General features: G+C 48.1%; 10 protein-coding genes. All 10 read left to right on the top strand.

Going from position 1 to position 15,471, the window contains the following annotated elements:
• The first annotated feature begins 1 nt into the window (after window position 1).
• The 10 genes from JW814_12090 (at window position 2) to JW814_12135 (ending at window position 15,462) form a co-directional block, all read left to right on the top strand.
• Window positions 2–1,891: a PorV/PorQ family protein gene (locus JW814_12090; GenBank protein MBN2072186.1), complete on the top strand. Its 1,890-nt coding sequence runs from the start codon at window positions 2–4 to the stop codon at window positions 1,889–1,891.
• On the top strand, window positions 1,892–6,256 hold the full coding sequence (locus JW814_12095) for an anti-sigma factor antagonist (protein ID MBN2072187.1): 4,365 nt from the start codon (window positions 1,892–1,894) through the stop codon (window positions 6,254–6,256).
• Window positions 6,253–7,005, top strand: coding sequence for a ParA family protein (locus JW814_12100; GenBank protein MBN2072188.1), 753 nt, complete (start codon window positions 6,253–6,255; stop codon window positions 7,003–7,005). The genes JW814_12095 and JW814_12100 overlap by 4 nt, the downstream gene beginning before the upstream one ends.
• A 68-nt stretch (window positions 7,006–7,073) precedes the next feature.
• Window positions 7,074–8,192, top strand: a complete 1,119-nt coding sequence (locus JW814_12105) for a hypothetical protein (GenBank protein ID MBN2072189.1) — start codon at window positions 7,074–7,076, stop codon at window positions 8,190–8,192.
• Between the two features lie 46 nt (window positions 8,193–8,238).
• The gene (locus JW814_12110) at window positions 8,239–8,607 is read left to right on the top strand and encodes an STAS domain-containing protein (GenBank protein MBN2072190.1); all 369 of its coding nucleotides are present in this window, start codon (window positions 8,239–8,241) and stop codon (window positions 8,605–8,607) included.
• 28 nt (window positions 8,608–8,635) lie between these two features.
• Complete coding sequence (locus JW814_12115) at window positions 8,636–9,016, top strand: STAS domain-containing protein (GenBank protein MBN2072191.1); 381 nt, start codon at window positions 8,636–8,638, stop codon at window positions 9,014–9,016.
• Between the two features lie 243 nt (window positions 9,017–9,259).
• Window positions 9,260–11,428 carry a VWA domain-containing protein gene (locus tag JW814_12120; protein ID MBN2072192.1) on the top strand — a complete coding sequence of 723 codons (2,169 nt, stop codon included), beginning with the start codon at window positions 9,260–9,262 and terminating at the stop codon, window positions 11,426–11,428.
• A 112-nt stretch (window positions 11,429–11,540) separates the two neighbouring features.
• Window positions 11,541–13,223 carry a lamin tail domain-containing protein gene (locus JW814_12125; GenBank protein MBN2072193.1) on the top strand — a complete coding sequence of 561 codons (1,683 nt, stop codon included), beginning with the start codon at window positions 11,541–11,543 and terminating at the stop codon, window positions 13,221–13,223.
• Complete coding sequence (locus tag JW814_12130) at window positions 13,175–13,987, top strand: hypothetical protein (protein ID MBN2072194.1); 813 nt, start codon at window positions 13,175–13,177, stop codon at window positions 13,985–13,987. Before JW814_12125 ends, JW814_12130 begins: the two co-directional genes overlap by 49 nt.
• A complete protein-coding gene (locus JW814_12135) occupies window positions 13,987–15,462 on the top strand; it encodes a hypothetical protein (protein ID MBN2072195.1) in 1,476 nt (491 codons plus the stop codon). The genes JW814_12130 and JW814_12135 overlap by 1 nt, the downstream gene beginning before the upstream one ends.
• Window positions 15,463–15,471 lie beyond the last annotated feature (9 nt).

A 15,471-nucleotide genomic window follows, 5' to 3' on the forward strand; every position in this document is an offset into this window, starting at 1 on the left:
GATGAAAAAGAGATTTAAAATATTGCTTCTGTCATTTTTCCTGATCTATCCGTCAGGTCTCATGGGCCAGGATGGAGAAGGAGGGACCCGTTCGATATTTACTCTTGGAGCCGGGTCGCGGGCGATCGCGATGGGAGGGGCTTTCGCGGCGATCGGAGACGATCCATCAGTGCTTTTCTATAATCCCGCCGCGTTGAAACTGAATCCATATCCAGCAGTTCTGGTCAACCATATACAACTGTTTTCCGGGTTCAGCGACGCGACATATGATTTCATCGGGCTGGTATATCCGACAATGACGGTCGGATCGTTCGGCGTTGGATTTATGACGGCCGGGACCGGAGGGATCAGGCAGTTCGACAGTTACAGTGTCGAATATGACGAGATATCGTACAGGGAGAGCCAGGCAATATTGTCTTACGCGTTCGATCTTCCATGGGAGTACGCGGGAAAGATCACCGTTGGATCATCCGTAAAAATCCTTAACCAGCGTATCGGCGATTTTTCAGATACCGGGACGGGGATGGATCTGGGCATCCTGTACAGGCATGATTTTTTGCGCGGGCTGATCATAGGATGCAACCTTCAGGATATTATCGGAGCGGAGACAAAACTTGTCGCTGTCACCGAGAAAGTCGACAGGACTCTCGCTTTTGGAGCCGGCTATTCCTACCTTTTCAAAAGTGGTTCATCGCTGACCCTCTCGGCACAGGTCGATATACCCGAGCGCGCGGATAAAGACATAAGATTCGGAGCTGAGTACGGGTATAAAAAAATAGTCTTTTTCAGGGCAGGGTTTGATTCCGAATCGATAACCGCTGGAGTCGGATTCGGATGGGGACGGTATGAAGGTGACTACGGGTATTTCTCCCGCGAAGAAGCGGGATCTTCCCATCCGTTCTCGGTGGTCGCCAGGCTCGGGAAATCAGTTGAAGAAAAATACAGGCTTGAGAAGGAGAGGAAAAGAGCGGAGGAGGAAGCTTATATCAGTGAAGTATTTGCCGCAAGAGTATCAGCTCACATAGATACGGCACGCGCACATATAAGCGATGGGAAGCGGGAGATGGCTCTCGATGAACTCAAAATTGCCCTGGAATATGATCCTGGAAATAAGGATGCGGAGTCGATGCTTGATGCTCTGAAACAGGAGATACTCGACATCCAGTCGGAAAGGACCAGGAACGCCGAAAAATCACTTCTTATAAACCAGCATTTCGGGCTTGGATTGAAATATTACAGTAATAATGAATATATTCTGGCCAGGGCTGAGTGGCTGACTCTTCTGGAACTTGATCCCGCGAATATTCAGGCCGGAGAATATCTTGAGCGAACGGAGGAAAAGCTTGCCGACCAGGTAAGACAACATATTGACAAGGCCCTCTCATACGAAAAAGAAGGCGGGCTTTCCGACGCGCTCAATGAATGGAATATAGTAAGAATGATAGACCCGGAGAATGAAGAGGCCCTGGCAGGGGCCGAAAGGGTCAACAGGTTGATGGAACAGATAGATATCGATTACAAGGCCAAGAGCCTCAGGTTGGAGACGATCGATCATTTTGAAAACGCGCTGAAAGCTTTCAGCGAGGGAAGATATGAAGAAGCTGCCGATCTGTTGAGAAGAGTGATAGGACAGCAGCCGGATCATCAGGAAGCAAAGAATCTTCTTATGAGGATAAACAGGAAGATGACCCCGCTGACAAGTGAACAGAAAGAAATGATCCGACAGTATTATATAGAGGGAATGAAGCATTTTACCCTGGGAGATTTTTCAGCCTCCATTGAAGCCTGGCAGAAGATACTTGAAATAGATCCGGATAATGAGAGCGTACAAAAGAATATCGAAGAAGCTCAGCAGCGGTTGAAGAAGCTGGGATCGTCGGAGGAAGATTAATTGAAGGAAGACCGGCTTACTGGTAAGGAGATATTCCGTCTTGATATTCCCGCCGAAGAGAACAATCTCGGTGAGGTAAGGGATTTCATCGCCGATATCTGCGCCCGCGCCGGTTTCTCGAAGCGAGAGACGAACAATACAAAACTCGCGATGGATGAGGCATGTACCAACATAATAAAACACGCCTATAAAGACCGCGCGGGTAATATTAAGATAGAAGTCGAAGCTGAACCAGGCAGCCTTGAAATAACCGTCTTTGATCGGGGCAAGGCGTTTGAGTGGTCGAAGATAAAGGATCCCGATCTTGAAAGATACGTTGAGATAGGTAAAAAGGGCGGTCTGGGCGTATACCTGATGAACCGTCTCATGGACGGACTCGACTATAAATCCTCGGAAAACGGAAACAGCCTTTTTATGACGAAAAGGTCTGCTCACGCGGTTTCTCCCGCAAGTCAACGCCTCTTCCATTCAGTCAAGCCAAAATGGACTTCGACACTGAGGTTCAAATTCGCTATGAGAGCGACTTTCGGCCTGCTCGGCCTTGTTATCTTCCTTTGGACGATACTCTTTATCAACCAGAGCCGCGAGATCGAGGATCAAAGAGCGCAGGCATGGGTGAATATGGGCAGTTTCGCCAAGACACTGGAGTCGAAGAGTGAAAACGCGATGGTCATAGATGATCTTTTTCATCCGGAATACAGGGAGATCAACGATTTTATCCAGGACAGAATAATCAGTATTCCATCGGTACAGTACGTCAGAATCGTTAATAATGACGGCATAGTAGTCGCGTCGAGCAGCCTCGAGGAATTTCAGGAGAAATTCGATCTGACGCCTGATATGGAAGGATTGCCCGTGGAAGGCCGATGGATGAGGAGCGAGAGTGCAGGATCTGAAGACGTGGAAGAGTTTTATTATCCGGTGACTATTCATGAGACGGAGAATGACAAAATAGTCAAGCTTGGGTTCGTTATCATGGGAGTGTCCAGAGCAATCATCAACAGCGAGATATATGATCCAAGACCACGTACCACCATGGTGCTTTTCGGGATATTCGCCATCGGCCTCGCGCTGATATACCTGTTGATATCAGTTCTCGTAAAACCGATACAGGCGCTTACCGACGGGGTCAGAGCGATCGGTGAGGGCGCGATGAATGAAGGCATCCACATCGACGGACCGGATGAAATAGGAGCGATAGCAGAGGCGTTTAACGAGATAACGGCAAAATTCAGAGAGGCGCAGGAAAGTGTCGTCGAACAGGAACGTATGCAGAAGGAAATGCAGGTCGCCCAGGAGATCCAGCATTCTCTCCTTCCAGGCAAGGTTCCCGAGATCAAGGGTTACGATATCGCTAGCCTCTACAGGGCGGCTAAGGAGGTAGGGGGCGATTATTATGATTTCGTAAAAGTGGGTGAAGATTCACTCGGAGTAGTCGTTGCCGATGTCTCCGGAAAAGGTGTCCCGGGATCTCTTGTCATGACGATGATCAGGACAGCCCTGAGAATGGAAGCACGTGGAAATTACTCGGCTGCCGAAGTTATGTCGAGGATGAATGCTTTCGTGACTGAAGATATGAAAAAGGGTATGTTTGTCACGATTTTTTACGTGATCCTTGATTCCAAGAACAGGATAATAAGTTATGCCAGTGCCGGGCATAACCCGATGATCCTCTTCAGGGCCGAGACCGATGAGACTTTCTTTCTGAATCCACGCGGGTTTCCGGTGGGGATCAGTCTTCCTGATGATACTCTTTTCAGGCGGTCGATCGATGTCGAGAAGATCAAGCTCAAGAAAGACGATATGCTTGTCATCTACACCGACGGAGTCACCGAAGCGATGAACGAGAACAGGGAACAGTATGGAGAGGACAGGCTGATCAGGCTCATAAAATCGAATGGCAGGTCGTCACCGGATGATTTCATAGAGCGCCTTAACGAGGATATCAGAGTATTTACCGGAGAATATCCACAGAACGATGATATTACCGTCGTCGCGGTCAAGGAAAAGATGATGGCAGATGACGTGCTGATGGGTATCCGGAAACAACTTCTTGATCTGGTAGATATCGAGGGTTTGACGGTAGCCGAAGCGTGTTCGAGAATGAAAGTCTCACCTTCGACTTATTACAGATACAGGAAACGCCTTGCTGAACTGGGAGAGCGCGGCCTGCAGAACAAGACTTTGCGAAAAGAACATGAGATAAATCGCGTCAGCATCGAACAGCGCAAGGAGATGCTGGATATAGTCAGAAATAATCCGAATTTTGGAGCGAAAAGGATAGCCGATGAATTCAACATCGGAAAGCCCCAAAAAATCTGGTTGAACTCGTCGCTTGTTTATGACGAGTTGAAAAGAATGCGGCTCAATACTTATGAAAAACGGCTCGAATACCTGAGGCGAAACAGAGTGATATCAGAAGAAGAGTACCAGGAAAGACTTGCTTCTCCGGCAGCAAGAGCCGGGCAGGCCAGGAAATCTTATGATGAAGCTGCTGTCGTCGAGACATTCGAACCTGTGGAACCCGGCGGGGACGCAGAACCGGCCACTTTCGAAGAAGTATCCCCGCTAGGCGATGAAGAAACAACCGTCAGCATGATGGCAGGGACGCCGAAAGACAGATCCGGCAAGGATCTTTCAGTCAGTGAAAGCGGTAATAAGGACCGGGTCGATGTTGAAAGGATACTGACCGATAATATACCGGAAAGCGAAGAGGACGCGGTTGTCAGTATAAGCGCCGAAGCGGCGGGAGATGATATTGCTGTAATCAGAGTGACGGGGCATCTGGATTCTTCTTCTGCCACTGATCTTGAGAATATCCTGGAGAGCATCTATGAGGAGGGCGTAACCAAGATAATCGTCAACCTTGAGAAAGTCTCATATATCAGCAGTGGGGGATGGGGGATATTTACTGGAAGAGTGAAAACACTGAGAGAAGGAAAGGGTGATGTAGTGCTGACAAGCATGTCACCCGAGGTCTTCGATATATACGAACTTCTCGGATTTCAGGATATAATAATGCATTTCCAGACTGTCGGAGAAGCTGTCGGTTTTATCTCCCTTCCTTTCGAAAAAAGGCAGAAGGATCTTGAGGAGATCACGAACAGGCGTAAAGAAGAAATGACCCTTGAGGAGAGAGTAACCGTATCCTCCGGCGGCGGGTCATCGGAACTTGAAAGCTCACCATGGACACCACTCGCTATAGAGGCCGGTACTGTAGGGCAGAATGGCGAAATAACTGTTCTAAACCTTGCAGGAGTCATAGATACGGTCAGTTGCATGAGGCTCAGAGATGTGCTTGAGGAACTTCTCAAAAAAGGTCCAGCGAAGTTCGTAATCGATATGTCGAAGGTGGAATACGTGAGCAGTGCCGGATGGGGTGTGTTCGCGTCGAGGATAGATGAGATGAGAAGCAGGGGCGGAGATATCAAGATCTTCGGTATGGACCCTGAAGTCGACAGTATTTTCCACCTTCTGGGGTTTGACGTGATCATAAGATCGTTCAGCATCTTCTCCGAGGCGATAGATGATTTTAGCGAGGATGAGAAAAGCAGTTCCATCGAGTCAGCGGCCTCTTCAGCCGGCAATGCGCATGAACAGCCAGCTGAAAATGGAACCGGAAAAGACAGGTCAGTCCTCCTGGCCGATCTTACGTTGAATGTTTCGCGCCTGGTGGCTGATGAAGCCAGATCCGTGATCCTGACGATCAATGGAGCGGTCGACGCGGCCACGACCGAGCTGTTTGAGCGTTATCTCGAGGAATCGTTGCTTGACGATCCCCTTTACATGGTCATCGATATGTCAGGTCTGATATATATGAGCAGCGCCGGATGGGGTACGATCATAAAATATATGCAGAAACTTGGATCAGGATCCGGTAAACTCGTCCTCTCCGGGATGAGCAGTACGATTTTCAAGATATTCCAGGATCTCGGATTCGAACCTCTGATCCCCTATTACATGACTTCCGAACAGGCTCTTGAATCATTAAGCGCTCCATCTGTACTGGAACATCAGAAAAATTTGCTAACCAATGGTGCAGGGGAGTCAGATAAGGGAGATCCGCTCCAGCGGGAATCAATCAAGGATGCCGGTTCCGAGAATGAGACCGAAGGATCATCTGAAGGCTACAGCAGACAGGACGCGGTGGAACAGGCCGTTCCAAGAGTCGGACGAACACAACTTGAACCGATCCTTCCGAAAATTGAAGATGATCTTCCGGAGATAGAACCGGTCCTGGACCTGGGACGGGTGGAGGGGGAAAAAGAGACGGATGACAAAAAGATAAGGGATCTTGGATGGTCGGTTTATGGAGAAAGACTAAAGAAACATAACAGAAAAAAGAGCAAAAAGGCTGATAAATGATGAAAAAGTTCGCGATCATGACAATGAAAGGCGGCACAGGAAAGACGACTACAGCTGTCAGCGTAGCGCACGGATTATCCCTGACCGGGCGAAGAGTGCTCCTTGTCGATTGCGATCCACAGAGGAATTCAACGGTAACCTTTGGTGTCGAAAGCGATCGGGGGCTTGATACCCTGCTGACGACTGGAGATGTCGAGATCCTTCAAGTAAGGGAAAAATTCTTTCTTATCGATTCGGGAGGGCGAAAACTTTTCGAGGTCGAATTGAAGCTGGGGTTGCAGCAGGGCCGCGAGGACAGGATGCGTGACGCGTTGAAAAATCTGAAAGGTTGCGATTACGTGTTTTGCGACTGCCCTCCGTCTATGAACCTGATAAACATCAATGTGGTGAGGTATTGCGACGAGATAATTGTTCCGGTCGCGATGGACTATCTGTCGAAGATAGGAGCGCAACAGACTATGAAAGTGATCGACGAGATCAAATGGATGACTGGAAGTACTTCAATAGGCTATCATATACTTCCGACTTTTTTTGATTCGAGGACAAAGATATCGGGAGAGGTCCTGGATCAGATAAGGGAAGAATTCAAAGGACATCTCTTCAATACGGTCATCAGGGTCAATACAGCTCTACGCGAGGCTCCTGGAAATAACAAGACGATATATGAACATGCTCCTCTGTCGAGAGGCGCGTTTGATTATTATAAACTGACAGAAGAGATACTTACCATGTATGAAAACGGGAATTGACTTTGATAAGCCCGGTAGATTAAGTTTAAAGATGTGGACTGGATTGGATGAAAAGTCGGGGGTTTGTGGTGCAGAGTCTTGAGTTGAGAGAAGAACTCAGTTTTGGGGGAAGTAAATACTTTCTTCAGACCAGCTATCTTTACCAGCAGAATCAGATATTAAGTTCTTTTTTCCGTGATGGATCTGTATTTGACACTATAGAACACAACTTCGATGAGCAACCGGATGACGAAGCACTGAAAGAACTTACAAAGAATCTTCATAATCATAACAAGAGAAGGTTTCAATTTATCTTTACCGCGAGGGACAAGATCAAGAATTCTCATGATCCCGCCGCTCATATGAGAATGGCGAGAGCCCTGTTGATGAGAAATCTGAATAATGAAGCTATAGCCGAAGCCAAGATGGCTCTCAAGAATGGAGCGAAAGATTCAGGGCCGTACATCGTTCTGGCATCTTCCTGGTACGGTATCGGTGACAGCAAAAAGGCATTTGAAGCGGTCAAAAAGGGTATTGATCTGAGCCCTGACTATCCTGATCTTCATAACCTTTTGGGATTGATATATTTAAAAGAAAATAAATGCAGGCTCGCGATCGAATGTTTCAAGAGAGCGATAGGCTTGAATATCTACTACGGCGAACCATATTTGAATATGGTAAAAGCTTACCTGCTCAATGGGATCATCAAGGAAGATTTTGAACTGGCCCGCGATGTCAAGGAGAAGTTCGATTTCAATATAAACAGGGCGATTCAGCTTAATTCCTATCTCAATACGAGCAGGATCGATGATATTCGTAAGCTATTCAAAGAAGAGGAGTTTGAAGAAGCACTCGATCTTCTGGAAAAGCTGTCCGAAGGAACATCCGGGTCATATGCCGAATCAGTGATGCTCGATCTGTACCTTGTCCTTCTTCAGAGTGGAGAGGATGTATGCGAAGAAGATATAGACCATTATCAGGGAAAAATAGAGGAACTGATAGATAAAAACCCGACGTTTGCCGATGCTTATAATTCCCTCGGAATCCTGTACGCGGCAAAGTGCAAATTGCTTATGGATAAGGCATACGATTCTTTCAGCAAAGCACTTGAAATAAATACGGATTACAGGAAAGCCCGTAAGAATCTTAGACTTACTGAAAACGACAAGCATGGGATATTTATTCTTTTGAGAGCTTTGTTGGACTGAACCTTGCATAGTTGTAATCGGGCAGTAATAAAAGGAAGATGCTACCATGGACAAACTTCAACTCGATGAACTACGTGTGGAAGATGTAGTCGTACTTAAACTCAGCGGATTGGTCGATTCAGGGACTTCGCAGTTGCTGGAAGACAGATTCAACAATCTCATTTCCAATGGTAATGTGAAGATCGTCGTCGATCTATCTGATGTAGACTATATAAGTTCGGCAGGGTGGGGAATATTCGTCGGCGAGATCAAAGGCGTAAGGAGAGACAGTGGAGATATCAGGCTGGCAGGGATGCGACCTGATGTCCGGGAAGTATTTGATCTGCTTGAATTCAATGCTTTACTGACACCATATGGAAACAGGGAAGAGGCCCTGGTGTCATTCAATATTCAGGAAAACAAGGAATTGACTTGATAATCAAAATGCAGGGAGCGAAAATAATATGAACGACATCAGTATCTCATTTTCGAGATCCGAGATCAATCCTGACATCTCGATCATTTCTGCCAGGGGTTACGTAGACACGACTACTTCAGCCGAATTGGAAGAAAGCCTGAAACGTCTTTTGCGCAAAGGGCGATATGATATAGTAATCGACCTGAAGGAAGTCAACTATATCAGTTCAGCTGGATGGGGTATCTTCATCAGCGAGATCAAGGAGATCCGTGAAAACGGTGGTGATCTGAAACTGGCGGCGATGACTGGTGATGTCTATGAAGTGTTTGAACTTCTGGAATTCCAGACGATTCTGGAAAGCTACGATTCAGTCGAAGAAGCAGTTCTGAGTTATGGAAACTCCGGGATCATGTCTACTGATAACTGACAGGCCCTTTTTATTGTGATCCTCTGCCTGACTCTCACGGACCGATGAATTGGATTGATTCCGGGCAGGTAGGGAGTGAAAACCCGCCATTTGACAAAATTGAGAAACCCCGGGACCCGGGCCCGCGTTTCGATTTCCTTACGTGGCCAGCCAGCCTGATATGACACTATTCTGTTATCTATCGATCCTTGTACTGATCGATTTTCTGAAGTAGAATCGACCGATCGGTCCAGGGAGGAAAGAATGTTCGGTTCGAGGTATCGATTGATCATTGATCTTGGAGTCGCTGAACTCGCTCTGATCCTAGTGCTGAGCGTCCTGACGATATGGCTGTACCGGGAGACCTTGCCCCCGACAGGAAGGGCGAAACGGACTGCACTCATCCTGCTCAGGATTGCCGTTTTTATTCTCATGGTATTTTTTCTCGCAGATCCGGCGCTTGTCATTAAAGTAAATGAGGAGAGGGACCCGGTTATTCCCCTGCTGATCGATATTTCATCCAGTATGGGAATAGTGGACGATGGCGGAAGCAGGAGGATGGATTCAGCGATCAGGGATATTTCCCGCATAAAAGAAAGTCTTGGTAAGGCGAAGATCGATATTATCCCTTTCTCGACCGATATCTACGGAGCGGTAGCTGATATCGACAGTATTCCCCCAGCGGTAATGGAAGGCACCGATATTCTGTACGCGCTCGGCAGGGTCACTGACCGGTATGTATCGGAGAATCTTTCAGCGGTGATCATCCTGAGTGACGGCAGGAGTACAAGGGGTGTGAGGTCGCCAAGCGGGAGGATACCGGTAAAAGTCTATACAGTAGGTTATGGTGATACAATAGAAGGAGCCGATGCCGGTATAGAAAGGATCGATATCGACAGAAACCTCTATATCGGCACTGCCGTAGAGGCTGAAGTTACTGTCAGGGTCGATGGAATCAGGGATAAGACCCTGAGTATCGGACTTCTTGCCGGAGACAGGACAATCGATAGTGTGGAGATAAATTCGCCTGACAGAGACGGTAGATTCAAAACAACTCTCCGGTTCACGCCTGAAAGGGAAGGAGAGGAAGAACTTTCAGTGAAGATCGATCAGGTCGAAGGAGAGGTCATCACGGAAAATAATATCGAAACGGTACGAGTCACTGTCTTTAAGGACAGGATCGGGATCCTCCTTATAGATCAATTCCCCGACTGGAACATGACTTTTCTTAAAAGGCTTTTCGATCGGTCGCAAAGATATTCTATAGATATCGTTACGGCCAGTGGTGGGATGGAATATCGATTATTGAACAGTGATGAAGAATGGAGTCTTTCCCAGGCTCTGGAGGATCCGGGAAAGTACGAGATGATCATAGTAGGTGATGACAGGATACTGTTCGATTCAGGACCGAACACAGAAATTCTCTGGAAGTACGTTGAGAACGGAGGCGCCGTACTGTTTACAGGATCAGAAGATTCTCCGATCGCGGGAAAAAGGGGGCAGAAATGGCTCGATGAACTGCTCCCCGTGATTCAGCGCGAGCAGGTAATGATCAAATTTAATGATTATTACGTTACCGCGGCGCCATTACCGCATAATCTACCGATTGCAATATCGATGGCGACATCGGGTCTTGCTGAGAGACTTCCTCCCCTTCTGGCTGCTTTTTCCGGTTTTGAGGCCAAGGCAGGTGCCGAAGTGCCTCTTCTGCTCGATGATGGCAGCGAAAATATTCCGATGATCGCAATGCACCGTTTCGGTGATGGTGTCGCGGCGGTAATCCTGGGATTTCCAATATGGAGATGGAAACTTTCAGGGGAGGAAGGTTCAAGGGCGTATGATTCCTTTTTTATCGGAGTGACCGATTACCTGGTCGAGGGGATCGACCTGCCAGTGATCTCTCTGGATTCTGAAAGAGGCGTCTATCTTTCGGGGGAAAGAGTTGAAATGACAGTTCTGGCCAGGAAAGGGACGTTGCCGGAAGGTATAAAAGGTGAGATATATAATGTCGACTCTGAAAGAGAATCAATGGTAAGGACGTTCAATTTTATCCAGGCTGATCGTTCTGAAAAGATATATAGAGCACTGCTTGACCCGCTTTCTCCGGGAAAATACAGGATAGTCGCTTCAGGCCAGGGTCAATCAGGAGAAAAACTGTCAGCAGCCGCCAGTATTGCCGTCAGGCAACGATCGGTCGAGTTTCTCAGGAGATCGGGGGACTATCTTTTTCTTAGCCAGATAGCCGCTGGATCAGGAGGAAGATCTGTTGACCGGGGGGAGATCGATCAGCTTGGCTTGCTGATCGACACGAAAAAAGAAGCTGTATCGCGGGAAAACACGACATCCCTGCGGAGCTTATACCACTTCTTTCTGATTATCGTGACGCTCTTAGCTGTCGAATGGAGCCTTAGGAAGTTCTGGGGGCTGGTCTGACGGACATTTGAAAGTTTTCGGGACGATGGACACCGGCATTTCTGTTTTTTTCTTGAATCGATATTCAATCTGATATATTCTTATCGGCGGTGTGAGGAGGACGACGAAGAGGATGAGAATAATACCGCTGTTGATAATGTCAATCCTGTATCTTCCCTTGGAAATTTTATTCGCAGGTCTCAATAACCAGGTTGTAATCAATGAACTTTACTATGACCATCCGGGATCCGACGAGGGATGGGAATTTATTGAGCTTTTCAATAACAGCAGCACTCCGGTCGATCTGTCAGGGTATTTTCTTGAAGCGATCGACGGCAGAACCGGTGATGCGACTCTGTTGTGGGAAGCTTCGGAGATGCTCTATGTCGAGCCGGAGGGAATAGTCCTGATCGCGGGAGGGTCAAGATCGGTTCCGGACGTTATGCTTCTCCGGGGCAGTATTGAAAACGGTCCCGATGGAATCAGATTGTGTATCCCTGGCATCGTTATCGACCGCCTGGGTTACGGCGAGCATGAATCGATCGATATCTATGAAACATTACCGGCCTGCGACGTGAGAGAAGGGATCTCTCTGGCGAGAAAGCCGGATGGATGCGACACTGATAACAACCTTGATGATTTTGTACAGGCTATTCCTACTCCCGGAAGAAAGAACTTTTTCGATCATGACCTGGAAATAACGTTAAAAAAATCATGTATAATATTGTGTAAAAATAAGATAAATAAAATTGAAATTGAGGTGAATAATTCCGGGCTGAACAGGTTTGTCGGTCCGATATCAGTTCAGGTATTCGACGGGCCCTCATTGATATCAGAGATCAAAAGAGCCGATATCGACATATTTCCGGGAGATGGTCGACTTTTCGAGCCGGCTCTTTTCGCGCGGCCAATCCCCTCTGACCCCGCTCGCGTCATCCTGACGAGTGAGATCGACGAGAATCATCATAACGATACCTCTCTTGTCTCGATGATCGAGTCACCTTCCGATGTCGTTATCAACGAGATCATGTACAGGCCTTACGCGGGAAGGGCGGAATGGATTGAATTGTACAACAGGACGTACTCGACGATCGATATTTCAGGCTGGACTCTCCGCGACGCGGCGGGAAGGGTCGTTTCGACGGGAGTATCTTCGATCGGGGGGAGAAGTTATATTATTATACCTTCCGACCGGGAATCGTTCATAGACCAATACCAGTGGATAGATCCGGAATTAGTCGCGGATGGCCCCCTCCCGGTCCTTAACGATAATGATCAGGGGGAAGCCGCCGAAATGATCGAACTGAGAGACGGGGAGGGAGGATTGATCGAAAAAATATCGTATCGCGCTCTTTTGGGGGATGAGCGAGGGCGATCGATCGAAAGGATCACGCCCGATATCTGCAGTATGGCTGATGGGGGCATATGGCACAGATCGGCGATGCCTTCAGGAGGATCACCGGCCTGTGCCAATTCATCTTATGTTGAGAGCGATATCCTGACCGGCAAAATCGATATCGATCCAAATCCTTTCGATCTGATGAAAAACAGCCATACAGTAATAAGTGGTCTTTGCCGGAAGTGTGAAAACGGAATAAATGTAATGGTTTACGATCTGAGAGGAATTCTCGTAAGGAGGATCTTTTCAGAGAGGGGCGGTGCTAAAAGATTTTCCTGCAGATGGGACGGCCGGTCCCTGGAGGGTCGGAGTCTCAGTCCCGGTATATATATATGCGTAGTGGAGTATACAGGGTCGGGAGGTAGTGTGTGCAGAAGGGAAAAGGCCTGTGTAATACTTTCGCGGTCCGGTCGCTGACCGCCATGATCCTGCTGTCGGGATCATTTTTCAGTTCAGATCTGTATTGTCATGATCACCTTCACTCTTGGAACGCAGCGGCCGGGGGAGTGACCCTGATAAGACCATACAGGATGGATCTGCCCCATCTCTCTCCGTCCGGCTCGATGGGATTGCTGGTATCAGCTTGCCAGCCATACTCGATAGCAGGCCTCTCGTCGTCAAGATTCGATTTTTTCTACTCGACAGGAGCGATCCATATCGATTCAGGGATGGGGAGTCTCAGGCATGCTCTCTATCATGAGCAGCTGTTTAACGCCAGGATATCTTTGGATTCTTCGGATTTTTATGCCGGACTCGGGATCGACGCGGGTCTTTTATTGAAGAGATTTTCAGATTCGGGATCAATAGTCAGAAGAGATCTTAAAGTATCCCTCTCTTTTGTAATAAGTGAAATCGGCCACATCGTATTGAGAGTGCCTTTCAGAAGTGACTGTGCCGGTGAATTCCATCATCCTCCCGTCAGCGTGATGATGATCTTGCGACCCCTGCTGCTCTTTTTCGACCTCGATTACGCGAAGACTGCTGATCGGGATCACAGGGCCGGGCTTATCATGAGGGTGGAGGATAAACTCGACATTCTTTCCGGTTACAGGCTCGCGACCGGAGAAGTCTCCGGTGGAATCCTCTACAGTCATGGAAAAATGATATTGTCCTTTTCCTGCAGCAGCCATCCGGTCCTCGGAGAGACCTTTTACGCAGGGGTGGCAAGGATGTGGCGCTGATGAGATGGATAATACCGTTGATTCTGATTGTCTCGGGTTGTCATCGCGCCCCTTGCTTATATGTCAATCCTGATCGACCGGCATTTGAAGGGGAGGATCATGAAGCCTCTCCCGAGGAATTCGAACTGAAAGAAGCGTCGAAAAGATTCCGCCCGATGATAATGATAACTGAAAAAAAAGAAACGAAATCATCCCCTGAGACGATCGACATGAGGGCATCCCTGGCGATGATGCGTTCGAGGATCACGGGGAGGGTGGAAAAGAAAGGAAAGATCGTCCGCCCGGTAGTATTTTTCGAGAGCAGGCCTTTTGCGGGGACGACGAGGGTCTATGGGGGGGATTTTATGCCTGATCTTGGTCTCGGCGCTCTATTGGCCGGATACAGGTTTTCATATCCCTTTTCCAGTGGATATCCCCTGAGAAGGGAGAAATTGATATCGAAGCATGTCTCTTTCTACAGTCCAGGCATAAGAGGTGCGGCGTTGGGGGCCCGGGATGGAGGTTCAAGGATCTTCCTCTTCGCTGGCAGGTATGGAAAGTGGGATGAATCCGGATTCAGGTCTGAGCGTCAGGTCGTCACGGGAGGGCGCCTGGAAAGACTCTCTGGTCGGTATAGATCGGGGCTGACCTTCTCTCAGGATAGAGGAGCATTGACCATCGGAATCGATAATTCGATCGAGAGGGCCGGCTATGTAGCGGCATTGGAATTATTACAGGCTGCAGGGGCAAAGCGAGGCCTTGTATGGGGATGGCGAAGAGATCGTGGTAGCTGCAGGGCGGGAATCCTTATCTTCAGGCTGCCGTCCGGCCTGGGAAACAGGTTCGGAGATATTCCAGGAGGTCCCGGAGAAAAATACTCTGAAAGGACTGGATATTCCATAACAGGATCATTATCGGTGAAAAGATCACAGATCCTCAGGGGTTCGTTCGAGAAGAGGAATGATGATGACGGGATTTCGAGCGAATCGATCTGCCGGATGAGAGTCGAGTACGCTTCCCGGTTCGCCGGTGTCAGATGTAAATTATCATATTCCAGGAGTACTGGAAGGAAGTCGAAGTTCCTTCCCCTTCCGCCAGAAAGGGAGGATCAAATCACGGCGAAAGACAAAATCGGTCTTCTTTTTTCATCGAGTCCAGCTGGCGTGATAAAACCAAGGATCCAGGCGGTCTGTCTGCGCGAGGATGATAATCTTGGGTTCCTATTCTCTCCTTCGGTCAGTTTTGGAGTGGGCCGATCGCTGTTTCGCACGACATTATTCTGTTCTCTGCACAGGTCGGTCAGGGGAAGATCGGTCTTTTACAATTATGAACCTTCGCTTCCGGGCAGCTATTCCTGGAAATATCTCGCTGGCAATGGATCAAGATTCGGATTTCATGGTATCGTGGGATTGGGTCCGATCAAGCTTAATATCAAACTGGCCGGAGAGGATTCCGGCAGATGGGAGTCAGAAATCCAGATGAAATACGATTTATGACGATGCAGG

This window comes from Candidatus Krumholzibacteriota bacterium (assembly GCA_016932415.1).
In the GTDB taxonomy this organism is placed as follows: domain Bacteria; phylum Krumholzibacteriota; class Krumholzibacteriia; order Krumholzibacteriales; family Krumholzibacteriaceae; genus Krumholzibacterium.

Bases quoted from the DNA above. Each gene is read 5' to 3' on its own strand.
- JW814_12125 (MBN2072193.1), top strand. From the start codon at position 11,541: ATGAGAATAATACCGCTGTTGATAATGTCAATCCTGTATCTTCCCTTG.
- JW814_12135 (MBN2072195.1), top strand. From the start codon at position 13,987: ATGAGATGGATAATACCGTTGATTCTGATTGTCTCGGGTTGTCATCGC.
- JW814_12115 (MBN2072191.1), top strand. From the start codon at position 8,636: ATGAACGACATCAGTATCTCATTTTCGAGATCCGAGATCAATCCTGAC.
- JW814_12110 (MBN2072190.1), top strand. From the start codon at position 8,239: ATGGACAAACTTCAACTCGATGAACTACGTGTGGAAGATGTAGTCGTA.
- JW814_12090 (MBN2072186.1), top strand. From the start codon at position 2: ATGAAAAAGAGATTTAAAATATTGCTTCTGTCATTTTTCCTGATCTAT.
- JW814_12100 (MBN2072188.1), top strand. From the start codon at position 6,253: ATGATGAAAAAGTTCGCGATCATGACAATGAAAGGCGGCACAGGAAAG.
- JW814_12120 (MBN2072192.1), top strand. From the start codon at position 9,260: ATGTTCGGTTCGAGGTATCGATTGATCATTGATCTTGGAGTCGCTGAA.